The sequence below is a fragment of the Chamaesiphon sp. VAR_69_metabat_338 genome (assembly GCF_031423935.1).
GTDB lineage: Bacteria > Cyanobacteriota > Cyanobacteriia > Cyanobacteriales > Chamaesiphonaceae > Chamaesiphon.
On the sequence record NZ_JANPGM010000496.1, the window covers coordinates 1 to 11,609 of the forward strand.

14 protein-coding genes are annotated in these 11,609 nt (G+C 48.0%); 5 read left to right on the forward strand and 9 right to left on the reverse strand.

Going from position 1 to position 11,609, the window contains the following annotated elements:
• A partial coding sequence (locus tag RMO84_RS13755; protein WP_310489017.1) for a sterol desaturase family protein occupies window positions 1–817 on the forward strand: 817 nt, incomplete at its 5' end.
• Window positions 818–915: 98 nt separating this feature from the next.
• Here the strand turns inward: RMO84_RS13755 and RMO84_RS13760 are convergent.
• Both RMO84_RS13760 and RMO84_RS13765 read right to left on the reverse strand, forming a co-directional pair.
• On the reverse strand, window positions 916–1,446 hold the full coding sequence (locus RMO84_RS13760) for a tetratricopeptide repeat protein (protein ID WP_310489018.1): 531 nt from the start codon (window positions 1,444–1,446) through the stop codon (window positions 916–918).
• A 187-nt stretch (window positions 1,447–1,633) separates the two neighbouring features.
• Window positions 1,634–1,888, reverse strand: a complete 255-nt coding sequence (locus RMO84_RS13765; protein WP_310489019.1) for a hypothetical protein — start codon at window positions 1,886–1,888, stop codon at window positions 1,634–1,636.
• 555 nt (window positions 1,889–2,443) lie between these two features.
• Here RMO84_RS13765 and RMO84_RS13770 point away from each other — a divergent pair.
• The gene (locus RMO84_RS13770) at window positions 2,444–2,764 is read left to right on the forward strand and encodes a hypothetical protein (RefSeq protein WP_310489020.1); all 321 of its coding nucleotides are present in this window, start codon (window positions 2,444–2,446) and stop codon (window positions 2,762–2,764) included.
• A gap of 58 nt (window positions 2,765–2,822) precedes the next feature.
• Here RMO84_RS13770 and RMO84_RS13775 read toward each other — a convergent pair whose 3' ends face one another.
• The 5 genes from RMO84_RS13775 to priA form a co-directional block, all read right to left on the reverse strand.
• Entirely contained in the window at window positions 2,823–3,431 is a 609-nt protein-coding gene (locus RMO84_RS13775; protein WP_310489021.1) for an aminodeoxychorismate/anthranilate synthase component II, read from the reverse strand.
• A 147-nt stretch (window positions 3,432–3,578) separates the two neighbouring features.
• Window positions 3,579–4,067 carry a diacylglycerol kinase family protein gene (locus RMO84_RS13780; RefSeq protein WP_396135863.1) on the reverse strand — a complete coding sequence of 163 codons (489 nt, stop codon included), beginning with the start codon at window positions 4,065–4,067 and terminating at the stop codon, window positions 3,579–3,581.
• A 77-nt stretch (window positions 4,068–4,144) separates the two neighbouring features.
• Window positions 4,145–4,636 (reverse strand): rRNA maturation RNase YbeY, encoded by a 492-nt coding sequence (ybeY, locus tag RMO84_RS13785; RefSeq protein WP_310489022.1) that lies wholly within the window; start codon window positions 4,634–4,636, stop codon window positions 4,145–4,147.
• Between the two features lie 74 nt (window positions 4,637–4,710).
• Window positions 4,711–4,920, reverse strand: coding sequence for a DUF3285 domain-containing protein (locus RMO84_RS13790; RefSeq protein ID WP_310489023.1), 210 nt, complete (start codon window positions 4,918–4,920; stop codon window positions 4,711–4,713).
• Between the two features lie 81 nt (window positions 4,921–5,001).
• Window positions 5,002–7,638, reverse strand: coding sequence for a primosomal protein N' (priA, locus tag RMO84_RS13795; RefSeq protein ID WP_310489024.1), 2,637 nt, complete (start codon window positions 7,636–7,638; stop codon window positions 5,002–5,004).
• Between the two features lie 88 nt (window positions 7,639–7,726).
• Here priA and RMO84_RS13800 point away from each other — a divergent pair, with 88 nt between their 5' ends.
• Window positions 7,727–8,569, forward strand: a complete 843-nt coding sequence (locus RMO84_RS13800; protein ID WP_310489025.1) for an ADP-ribosylglycohydrolase family protein — start codon at window positions 7,727–7,729, stop codon at window positions 8,567–8,569.
• Between the two features lie 90 nt (window positions 8,570–8,659).
• Here the strand turns inward: RMO84_RS13800 and RMO84_RS13805 are convergent, their stop codons facing one another.
• Complete coding sequence (locus tag RMO84_RS13805) at window positions 8,660–9,223, reverse strand: HNH endonuclease (protein WP_310489026.1); 564 nt, start codon at window positions 9,221–9,223, stop codon at window positions 8,660–8,662.
• Window positions 9,224–9,311: 88 nt separating this feature from the next.
• Window positions 9,312–9,533, reverse strand: coding sequence for a hypothetical protein (locus tag RMO84_RS13810; RefSeq protein WP_310489027.1), 222 nt, complete (start codon window positions 9,531–9,533; stop codon window positions 9,312–9,314).
• A gap of 329 nt (window positions 9,534–9,862) precedes the next feature.
• Here RMO84_RS13810 and RMO84_RS13815 point away from each other — a divergent pair, with 329 nt between their 5' ends.
• Both RMO84_RS13815 and RMO84_RS13820 read left to right on the forward strand, forming a co-directional pair.
• Window positions 9,863–10,834 (forward strand): CHAD domain-containing protein, encoded by a 972-nt coding sequence (locus RMO84_RS13815; protein WP_310489028.1) that lies wholly within the window; start codon window positions 9,863–9,865, stop codon window positions 10,832–10,834.
• A 264-nt stretch (window positions 10,835–11,098) separates the two neighbouring features.
• Window positions 11,099–11,506, forward strand: coding sequence for a DUF1823 family protein (locus RMO84_RS13820; RefSeq protein WP_310489029.1), 408 nt, complete (start codon window positions 11,099–11,101; stop codon window positions 11,504–11,506).
• Window positions 11,507–11,609 lie beyond the last annotated feature (103 nt).

Sequence of the window (11,609 nt, forward strand, 5' to 3'; positions counted from 1 at the left end):
CCCATTAGATATCTTGAGAATGTGCATCTGGCTGGTATTCCTGTTAGCCATTTTCATCCCCTTAGAAAGATGCTTTGCCCAGCAGCCACAAAAGGTCTTGCGGAAAGAATTTTTTATCGATTTGGGTTATTACTTCCTCAATGGGCTGGTACCCAAGCTATTGCTGATCCTGCCACTGTCGATTCTCACATGGAGCGTCCACCATTTTGCCCCGAGTACGATGCTCTACGCCTGGGCAGCGCAGCTATCGCTGCGGACGCGATTTGTGCTGGCGTTAATCGTCGGCGATTTTGGCGTGTACTGGGCGCATCGGTGGTCGCACGAGCTTCCCTGGCTGTGGCGATTTCATGCCATCCACCACAGTGCCGAAAAAATGGACTGGATCGTCAATAACCGCGCCCATCCTGTAGATATGCTTTATACTCGCATTTGTGGCTTATCGCTACTATATCTACTCGGTTTGGCACAGCCAAATGGCGATACAGTCGATATGTTACCAGTATATTACACACTATTCGGTCATGTTTGGAGCTATATCATTCATGCCAATGTCCGCTGGCGATTTGGGATCTTGGAAAAATTAATCGCTACTCCTGCTTTTCACCATTGGCACCATACTAATGATGGGGAAAAGTACATCAACAAAAATTACGCCGCCATTTTTCCGGCGATGGATATCCTCTTCGGAACGCTATATCTACCGAAACGGTGGCCGCAACAATATGGCATCGACGCCCCGATGGCACCGAGTTTGGTGGGGCAACTGCTCCAGCCATTTGGATGGAAGTCATCCAAGAAGATTGAGAAGCAACTCTAAATTTCCAGGCTATTGGTGGCAGATCGAGATCTTCATCCTACAAGCAAAAAGCGATCGCTAGTGCGATCGCTTTTTGCGGCGAACATTGCATTATCGCTCTAGGACAACATCCCCGATAAAGTATCGATACTAGAATTGAGATCGATTAAATCGACCATCTGTTGATAGCGATCGAGATTGCCTTGTGCTTTAAATAAGTTAGCGGCTGACTGCCAATCGCTTACACCCTCTTGTTCGCCATATAATTCTCGCTGGGCATACCCACGATTGACATAAGCCGTTGCAAAATCTGACTTGCGCTCGATCGCCAAGTTATATTCCGCGATCGCCAGCTCGTATTTTTTGACTGAATAATGCAGATTTCCTCGACGATAATACGCGAGCATCATCATCGGATCTAGTTCGATAGCTCGATCGTAATCCGCTAGTGCCTGTTCTTGTTTCCCCAATTTATAATAGGCATCGCCGCGACAGCAAACAGCTAGCGCAACATTCGGCGCAAAGTCAATTGCTAGCGTGTACTCAGCGATCGCACCTTGATAATCACCTTGCTTGTATTTTGCTTTAGCTGACAATAAAATATCGCCAGTATCGCTCAGTGCCTTGTTACTATCTTTGAGTTCGAGCATAGATTTACATTAGGTATGTGGAGAATGGCTAGCATCCGTTTGGGAAGATGTTGGTGTAACTATAGGTGCCATTGGGTTGGGAGGTAAATGTTGAACCTACCATATAGTACCCAAAATGCCACTAGCGATCGCTAGTTGAGATCTAGCCAGCCCGATCCTTCATCCGCTGACAACAGAATGAGTCTATTCAGTTGTGGTATTTCCCGATACGATTGACTGCCTCAATCGCGCAATATCCCTGAATCGTCTTGGCGATCTCGATCTGTTCGATTTTGGTTTCGATCCACGATCGCGATTGCCATCTTTGAAACGTGTCTTTCAATCCCAAATATAGGCGTTCGCTGGCACGATCTAAATCCGTATAATTACCGAAGACATTTGTATGTTTTGTGATGATTTGAATGTAAATAATTGGCATCGATTTAACATCATATTTCGACATTAATATTTACAAATTAGCCTTGCTTACGATCGGATTGCCGCGATTTTCAGGCCATAATCTCGGGTTACATTCTCAGAGTCTCAACATTTTTAAACTGGTAATTTGGCTCGAACATTGGGATAGTTTAAGTATCCTCCAATCGCTCCGATGTAAAAAATTATTGCTAGCAACATCGATCGATAAGGGCGACTGTTTATGTCAGTTCCATGCATTAATTTTTTTCAACCCAAATACCGACGATTTGCACTCAAACTTACGCCACAAGTGTTACTTAAAAACTTTGGGATCGATTATCGATTGGATTGACAAAACAGTATTCGATCGGTATACTTTGCAAGGTAAGCCAAATGGCGTAGTGCATAATGCTTAATTCTTGCCATTTAGCCATTAACTAACCCGATTCCCGATCGCTGGCATCATTACCATTAGGTTCTTGAGTGTGTCAATCTGACTGCTGGGGTCAGCAATCGCACACATTTGATGTGAAGCAAAGATCCCAGGCTGCCTTAAGCACTTTTTTTAAACATGCCGAATTACCAAGCTTAATCGACAATTATGAAAGACAAGAAACTCGACCTAAATGCTTTGATGCTCAGTTACAACTTTGATGAATATCCAGATCCAAGTTATTTGAACGTAAAAGCATCGGGCTTTTCATTCTTGAATTTTGTAGGTCTAGCCTTGCTCGGGGCTGCTATTTTTGGCATTACCCACAGCTATCTTCATCTGTCTAGGAATTACCATCGTGGGACTGGCTTCGATCCCAATGGCAGTATGATGCAATCTTTAGATCTTAATAATAGGTGTCATCCCGGCCACACGCTCGTCCTGAAAGACTGTAGTTATTATTCATTGCTCCCCGATACCGGTAAGTAATCGGCAGAAAGCGGCGGGGTCGATCTAGATCGACCCCGCCGTTGGTTTAAAGTCAGATTTAGGAACTAACGACTTTCGATTTAATCGATGTCAAGAAGTTGCGGAGCAACTGCATGCCCGAATCGGTCAAAATACTCTCTGGATGAAACTGTACCCCTTCAATGTGAGGATAATCCCGATGCCGCACGCCCATAATCGTGCCATCCTCGACCCAAGCATTAATTTCTAGGCAATCTGGGCAAGTGGCTCGATCGATAACGAGACTGTGGTAGCGAGTAGCGGTAAAAGGATTGGCTAAACCTGTAAAGACGCCAGTACCATCGTGGTAGATTTCGGAAGTTTTACCGTGCATTAGCACTGGCGCAGCGACAACATTGCCACCAAACACCTGACCGATACTTTGATGTCCCAAACAGACACCCAAGATCGGGTAGTTGGTACCCAGTTGGCGGATAATTTCTAACGTAATTCCCGCATCTTCGGGACGCCCCGGCCCTGGCGAGATCAAGATCCCATCGGGATCGAGGTTGACGATCTCAGCTAAGGTAATCCGATCGTTGCGAATGACCCGAATATCTTTGGCAACAGTTAATTCCTGTCCTAGTTCGCCTAAATATTGAACTAAGTTGTAGGTGAAGCTGTCGTAATTGTCAATAACTAAAATCATGCATTACACTATTATCCCAATCCGATCCAGTGTAAAACACATCATTGCATTCTCACCGATATCGATCGCGATCGATTCAAAATTCAATCCACTCAGCGGCTCACAACTTGGATCTCGATCGGCGGTCGCACCACTAACGGCGGATTGCTAATGAACGAACAGTAACAGTGCTTTGGGGACGACCAAGCATAGACCTACCAATACCGAAGCAAAAGCAGAAATTAGCACCGCACCAGCCGCACAATCTTTGGCAATCTTGGCTAGTTCGTGATAGGTTTGACCGACTGTCAGATCGACTACCGATTCGATCGCCGTGTTTAATAGTTCTAAAGTCAAAACTAAACCGCTGACGATACAAATTACTGCCATTTCGACACCAGTCAGATGCAATAGTGCGCCGATGGTAATGGCGATGGTGCCCATGACACAGTGAATCCGAAAGTTGCGTTGCGTATTAAAAGCGTATGTTACGCCAGCCGCCGCATATTTAAAACTCACCCCAATACTCGTGGCTACTCGCCAAGCCTTAGTTCGTTGCTGCGGACTTCGTTCTAATGGTTGGGAAATAGACATTTTGGTAGTCATATCTGATTGGACAATTGTAGTATTGGCTGATTCGTTTAGTTTAATCTGCATAGACCGATTGTTCCCAGGGATAAAATAATGATTTATTAAGGAGGTATTTCACACTTATGGCTGAGATTGTGCCGTGTTTATACACTTATGGGATCGATAACACCACTATGTATCAGCAAACTTGCTTGCCGATCCAACATTAACAACAGACTTGCCTCGTCGGGGTGATCCCAACCCAGTAAATGCAGTAATCCATGACTGGCGAGCCAAGCCAGTTCCTTTCTTAAAGAATACCCATGTTCGGGGGCTTGTCTTGCAGCCGTATCGACCGAAATAATAATGTCACCCAGATAGATAGCCGCATCGGTAAAATTATCCGCCACTTGCGGAAAATCTACTTCCAGAGCGGCGAAAGATAAGACATCAGTCGGTCGATCGAGCTGGCGAAATTGAGCGTTCAAAGCTTGGATTTCGGCATCGTTGGTGAGTCGGAGACTCAGTTCGTAAGCCTCCCCTGGGGGTAGCCCGACTCCTGGTGTCTGCAACCAATCTTGAAACCAATCGACCCAAGTATCTTCGGTGATGACACTCGGTTGATATAGATCTTGAAGGATTAATTCTAGCTGCATCTAGCTAAATAGCGATCGGTAGGTGGTAGGTAGAGATGAGGGAAGGCGATCGAATCGGCTGCCCCAACTCTCCTTTATTTAGTTAGATAGGCTAAGCCGACAAAAAGTGCCAGCAATCCGATCGCACTGAGGGCAAAATGTTGGAGTGACTTGCCGCCCTTTTTGACCATATTCCGCATGGCATATTTGACATATTTTTCTTTGAGTTCTTCTGGTGTCGGTGGTGTCTCCAGAACAGCAGTCGTAGATTCGAGCGGGGTGTTATCTATGGGTGTATCACTCATGGTGGCGATCGCCGCAGCAATGTAATTTAACTTGAGATATCGTTATCTTACCGCATCACTTAGTTACTTTCTGTAACAAATTTACAAAAAGTTCTGCGGATCGACATCGATCGTCATCTTGACCAGATTGGAACACATCGTCCCCAGCACTTCCCAGTCAGGTAGTTTCGCCGTACCATCGGGGAGATATTTGAGCATGATTTGCCAGCGGTAGCGATTGCTCACTCGCATCACCGTCGCTGGTGCGGGGCCTAAGACTTCATACCGTCCAGCAATTGCCGCTGCATTTAACATCGTGCCGATCTCGGTGACGGTGCGTTCGACAGCAACAGCATCGAGGCTGCTGAATCTCAGTAAAATCAGCCTACCTGTTGGTGGGTAATCTAACATCTGCCGTTCGGGTAATTCCGCCGCAATAAACGCCGCATAATCGTGTTTCGTCACCGCCGCCAAAACGGGATGCTCGGGATTATAGGTTTGGATGATGACCTTGCCCGCCTCATCGCCCCGCCCGCAGCGTCCGGCTACCTGCGTCAGGGTTTGGAACGTGCGTTCGGCAGCCCGATAATCCGATAGGTGCAATAAGCCATCCGCCGCCACCACACCCACGAGGGTGACTTGTGGCAAGTCCAGCCCCTTGGTGAGCATTTGAGTGCCTACCAACAAATCGGCCTCTCCCTGGACGAATGCGGTCAAAATCCGGCGATGTGCGCCTTTGGTACTGGTGGTATCGCTATCAAAGCGCAGACAGCGCAATTGCGGAAACTCCCGATTGAGTTCTTCGACGATTTTTTGGGTACCGCTGCCGAAAAACTTGAAATAGGGCGATTCGCATTCTGGGCACTTGCGGGGCTGAGGTTGGTAATGGTTGCAGTAGTGGCAGCGCAATTGCGCCTGCTCTGCGGTATGGGGTTGATGGTACGCCAGCGATACATCGCAGTTGGGGCACTCGCAGACATAACCGCAACTGCGACAGGAGACAAAGGTGCTATGTCCGCGCCGATGGATGAATAAGATCCCCTGCTGTTGCTGGGCTTGCATCTGGCGCAAGGCTTGGGACAGAGAACGACTGAAGATGCTGCGATTGCCCTGGTGCAATTCTTGGCGCATATCGACGATCTCGACGGGCGCCACGGGGCGGGAGTGGACGCGGGTGGGGAGGGGGAGGTAGTAGGAGTTGGGAGTTGGGAGTTGCTGTACCACTGTATGGGAGTTGGGAGTTGGGAGTTGGGAGTTAGGCGTTAGCGAAGAGGATGAGTATAAAGATAGATTTGGGACGCTTGCGTCCTGCTGGCTGTCCCCGCTCCTCGCTCCCAACTCCCAACTCCCAACTCCCAACTTCCCACAAATAAGCACCCAGGTTTCAAGGGAGGGTGTGGCGGAGCCGAGGATGAGGGGACAGGCTTCGAGTTCGGCGCGCCATTTGGCGATGTCGCGGGTTTGGTAGGTGGGGGCGGGTTGGTCTTGTTTGAAGCTGGAGTCGTGCTCCTCGTCGAGGATAATTAGGCCGAGATTGGGGACGGGGGCAAAAATGGCCGATCGAGTCCCGATGATAATTTGACTGGTGTTGTTAAACATCTGCCGCCAGGTATCGTAGCGTTCGCCGTCGCTGAGGGCACTGTGATAGACGCAGACTTTATCGCCAAATCGCGATCGAAATCTGTCGGTCAATTGAGGTGTCAAGCCGATTTCCGGGACTAATACCAATACCGATTGGGATTTTGCTAAGATGCGCTCGATCGATTGGAGATATACTTCGGTTTTGCCCGAACCCGTAACGCCATGCAGGAGGACTTGGGCAAATCCAGAAATGCGATTAATTACTGTCAATGCTGCTGCTTGATCTGCGGTGAGGACTTTGGCTGGTTCTTGTTGAAAGATTCCCAGTTCGCGCTCGGAGCGGAGCTTTTCTTTCGTGACGATCGCCAGATACCCTTTTTCGGCAATCTTGGCTAGAGTTGCGGTGGTAGTGCCCGTAAGTTTGATTAGTTCAGATTGCCACAATTCACCATCATGTTGTTTGAGGATACCCACAATCTCACGTTGGCGATCGCTCAGATCTGTACCCATTACCTCAGCAGTGAGAATGACCGCTTTTTGTAATTTTGGTTGGGGAGTTTGTCCCGATTCTAAATAAGATTCAACTAATTGCTTGTCGAGCAGTTCTCGCAAACCTTTTCTAGCTTGGGGAATCTGTTTTTGAATGTGTTGCCAACTGTAATTCCTGGCTGATGTTGAGTTGAGTAATTTGAGGATTTGCTTGGCAATCTCGCTTAAAAAAATATTTGGGTTTACATCGATCGAGATCGCCCGAATCCGCCGATGCGATCGAGTCAACAGTCCTGGCGGCAAAGCAACTTTAATAACTTGAATTAATGGTGTATAGTAATACTGAGAAATCTGCGATAACCACTGCCAATAATTGGGCTTAAATAATCCCGACGCCACCACATCATCGATATCTTTGATCCGAGCAATTGTTAATGTGTCCGGCACGCGATCGACAAATCTAATCGCAATCCCGCCGACGATTTGCCCGCCCAAGGGTACGCTCAAAATATCGCCCACCCGCACGCTCAATCGATCGGGTACATTATAGGTATATAGAGCTTGCGTCCCCGGACAATCGACCAATACTTCTACCAATCCGGCGGCTGTAGTCCCGACAGTATATCCAGTTATCGGTTCGGAAACAGTGGCTCGATCGAGATGTGGCATGAAGTGAGGTAATAAGGGATAATTGAGGCTGTTAAGAGCGCGGATTTATTTCAGCATTCTAACAAGTTTACCGCTCGGTCGATCGCAGATGAAACACTTATTATCAACTAGATTTCAAGGGGCATTAATCGGTGGCAATCTCATTTATCTAACTCCCCACCAGATTGCCCCCAATCGACTGATGCAGGAGTCGAAATCGGCTTTGGCAAATGGCATTAATAGTTTGATTTATCGTGGTAAATATATCGATCGAGATTGGGAACAAAACGTCTTTAGCAAGCGACCCACTGCCGAGCTAGCGATCGTGGCAATGTTGCCATTAATGTTATTTTTTCATGACGATCGCATTAAGCTGCGCGAGATACTAATTAGTGTCAGTCATGGTTGGGAATTAGATTGGGAAACCTGCTCTAGTGCGGTCGCGATCGGCTATATTATATCTCGATCGCTCACAGAATCTTTCGATGCCAGCACGATCGTCGCCCAACTGTTGGATGAAGCCATCAATCTCCATCCCCTATTATTTCAATCACTCAGGACGATCGATCGACAACTAAACCAATTCGATAGTTTATACAAGTTCACCCACCCCTCGCTCTCGATTCCGCACCCGATCGTCAGTGCGACAGTGCTGGCAATTTATTGTTTGCTCTGCGCCCCTGAAGACTTGAGTTTAGCCCTCCGATTAGCTTACCAGATCGACGATCGCACCCACCTCACCTGTGCGCTCACCGGCATCCTCTCGGGCGCGCAAAATAGCATCGCAGGCATTCCCCTCAATGGCTATCTCGCCACCCAGGATCGCCAGCAGTGGCTCCGCACCGCCGACAATTTACTCGCAACTTGGGCGGGAGTCGATCGCTTATCATTCGATCGAGATTCCCATCCACTGGCAGTAGCCGCACCAAAAGTTATCCAACCCCGCAGTTGACTGCTGGAGTGGGGAGTTGGGAGCGGAGGAGAAGGACGCTTGCGTCCACTATCCCCTATCAACGATCGACTCCCAACTCCCAACTCCCAACTAAGAAGGATTCCGTGCTTGCCAAAACTGTTCGGCAAAAGCGACAGTCGGGTGCATGGGAGCCTTGGGCTTGGTTTTGAGCACCATCGCCGTTTCGTTGAGGTATTTATCCCCCTTCTTGTGGTTGCAAGTCTCACAAGCGATCGTGACGTTATCCCAGGTGTGGGTGCCCCCTTTGGAGCGGGGAATGACGTGATCGATCGTCAATTGCTTGGCACTTCCGCAGTACTGACAGCGATGTCCGTCTCGCCTAAGCAATTCGCGCCGACTGACACTCGGCAGCTTCCACAACCGTTCGGCGGTAGTGGTTTTGAGGCGGATGTGGTGGGGCACTTCGATCGCGACAGAAGGCGAGTGCAGTACCCATACCATTTTGCTATCTTGCAAATCGAGCGGTTCGGCTCTCCCGCTAATTAGCAACCCGATCGCGCGGCGGATATTAATCCGCGCCATGGGTAAATAGTTGGTCGAAAATACTACTACAGAATTATTTAATACCGACGGAATTGTGGCGCGGAGATCGACTGTCTTGCCGTCTGCGACGCCGCTTGTGGCTGGTTTCATGATATTGAGCCTCCTAACGAACAACCCCCGTTGTCTGTGGCAGACAAGCGGGGGTTACAAGAAGATGTAGATTTGGTTCTTGTTATATTTACAACTGATTAACATCCCGAAGTGATGTTATGACAGTTGGTTTCCCGCAATGTTTGAGTGGTAATAGATGCAGATATATTTCTCTAGCTGCAATATTCATGTTGCTTATCTGCGCGCAATTGCCGATATCGGCCAACTCTAGCTGCCACAAACTCCGCTCGCCAAGCTGGCGATCGGTAAAATAAGTTGGGCGGATGGAGTTATGAGCGAGATTAGACACGAACATTAACAAAGCTAAAGGTGATGAGACGATCTCGATCGCTGGACTGTGCCATCAATGGCAAGTCAGGCCAACAAATTAGAGATTGAGTATTTTACTTAAATTAACACTGAAAGTGAGAATTATCCCTTAATAATACAATAAATTTTGGCCAGCTGTCTAGTCAGGATCGCGCTCGATTTGGCGATCGAGTCCGGTAGTAGCTGGCGATCGACCTAGTGATGCCCCGCGTGTAAAGATTGTCACGTCCACAGGTGAAATAGCGATGACATAATGATTGGGCTAAGATCGAAGTAACTTAGCTCCTCACACGACAGGGGTAAAACAGCATGGATCGAAATTTGACATTATTGCCGCCAGAGTGTGCCACTGTGCCAGCCACACTAGCTGACTATATCTATCCAGCCATCCAGAAACAATACATTACGATCGCGACCCTCGAAGCCGATGTTTTAGCAGATGACGAGCGCGAGGCGGTACATCAGATGCGCGTGAGTTTGCGCCGCTTGCGATCGCAGATCCAAGCTTTTGGATCGAGCATCGAGATCCCCAAAGTGATGGGGGATAAACAAATCGGGCACATCGCCAGAGGATTGGGCAAGGTGCGCGATTTAGATGTTTTGCAGGACACTTTTAAAAATTACCGCGCTAGCTTGCCAGAATCCGAGCAAACGCACTTAGAAAAAGTAGCAGCGACTCTCATTAAACGCCGTCGTAAGGAAATCTTGAAAGTTAAATTGATGTTTAACGAACGGGATTTTCAGTACTTTAAATTAGGACTGAATAATTGGCTCAATCATCCCCAATATACGCCGATTGCTAACGTTGAAATCGGGTCGATTTTACCAGAATTATTAACGAGCGTTACTAGCAACCTCTTCCTCAATTCTGGCTGGTGGATCGAGCCAGATGCCAATGCCGCGATCGGTTCAGAATCAGCAGTATCGCAGTTACTGATGATTCACGGCGATACCATGCACGGTCTGCGGAAGCAAGTTAAGGCTACGCGCTATTTATTAGAAATGTTTCCCGAGCGTTACCCAGCAAAATATCGAGATTATCTCAAAGATTTCAAACACATTCATCAAATCTTTGGGAATATTCAAGACAATGTGGTTTTGGATAAATTCGTGCGCAAAGTCTTGGGTAAACGATCGCCAACAAAGTTACCCACTTTCTACGAACGAATCGCCCGTAGCAATTATCTCAATTGGCAAGATTGGCAACCGATTCAACAGCGATATCAGCAACCGCAAATCAAGCAAGATCTACAATTATTGTTGATTCAAAATATGATTTAGCTGGGAGCGGGGAGCGACCCAAATCGCGCTGTAGACGAGCGAAGCGAGACGTGTCGCTAGACGGTTTCCTCAGCGTGCGTTTGGGTCAAGACAGCGGGGAGCGGGGTTTCCCCTGTCTTGTCTTGACGCACACAACCTGGAGGGAACCTCCAGGTCGCGCGTCGCTGTCGCACCTTTCCAAGACAGCGAGACAAGACAAGACAAGACAGCGGGGAAATTGACAAGGTGTGAAAATTTCAGTAGGGTTGGGTTTTGGCGATTTGTATGGATAATGGCGATGTGGCGATCGATTACGCAAGTTTGGACTGGGTGGAATTGCCACCGCTGGATACCGAGACAATCTGGGCGATCCTGAATGAATCGATTTCCGATCTGCAAGTCAATCAGATCTTATGGCACTATCTGGGCTATCGGTATCATCCGATCGAGCATACTTGGGATCTCACACAAGTAGCTCCAGAGTGGCAGGAAGTTTATCCCACACCACCAGATTTTATCGCCAGTCGTCCGGCAACGGTCAAGCTGACTCGATCGATTCCCGCCGTCCACAAACAATTGCTCAAAGAACAGCTCGGCTTTAAGGGCTATAAAATCGGCGAATTTGGCCCCCGTCAAACCAGACGAGCGACGGCTGCGAGTTGGTTGTTAGCCTATATAGCTGACAGGGTATAGTAATTGAGGTTGTCGAAAGCAAACCGGAAGTTTTGTAGGGTGTGTTATCCCGTAAGGGTAACGCACCATTATCATAAAACATGAAATTGGTGCGTCATGCTTC

Excerpts from the sequence above, each read along its gene's own strand:
- RMO84_RS13760 (WP_310489018.1), bottom strand. The coding sequence starts at position 1,446 with ATGCTCGAACTCAAAGATAGTAACAAGGCACTGAGCGATACTGGCGAT.
- RMO84_RS13765 (WP_310489019.1), bottom strand. The coding sequence starts at position 1,888 with ATGTCGAAATATGATGTTAAATCGATGCCAATTATTTACATTCAAATC.
- RMO84_RS13770 (WP_310489020.1), top strand. The coding sequence starts at position 2,444 with ATGAAAGACAAGAAACTCGACCTAAATGCTTTGATGCTCAGTTACAAC.
- RMO84_RS13775 (WP_310489021.1), bottom strand. The coding sequence starts at position 3,431 with ATGATTTTAGTTATTGACAATTACGACAGCTTCACCTACAACTTAGTT.
- RMO84_RS13780 (WP_396135863.1), bottom strand. The coding sequence starts at position 4,067 with ATGCAGATTAAACTAAACGAATCAGCCAATACTACAATTGTCCAATCA.
- ybeY (WP_310489022.1), bottom strand. The coding sequence starts at position 4,636 with ATGCAGCTAGAATTAATCCTTCAAGATCTATATCAACCGAGTGTCATC.
- RMO84_RS13790 (WP_310489023.1), bottom strand. The coding sequence starts at position 4,920 with ATGAGTGATACACCCATAGATAACACCCCGCTCGAATCTACGACTGCT.
- priA (WP_310489024.1), bottom strand. The coding sequence starts at position 7,638 with ATGCCACATCTCGATCGAGCCACTGTTTCCGAACCGATAACTGGATAT.
- RMO84_RS13800 (WP_310489025.1), top strand. The coding sequence starts at position 7,727 with ATGAAACACTTATTATCAACTAGATTTCAAGGGGCATTAATCGGTGGC.
- RMO84_RS13805 (WP_310489026.1), bottom strand. The coding sequence starts at position 9,223 with ATGAAACCAGCCACAAGCGGCGTCGCAGACGGCAAGACAGTCGATCTC.
- RMO84_RS13815 (WP_310489028.1), top strand. The coding sequence starts at position 9,863 with ATGGATCGAAATTTGACATTATTGCCGCCAGAGTGTGCCACTGTGCCA.
- RMO84_RS13820 (WP_310489029.1), top strand. The coding sequence starts at position 11,099 with ATGGATAATGGCGATGTGGCGATCGATTACGCAAGTTTGGACTGGGTG.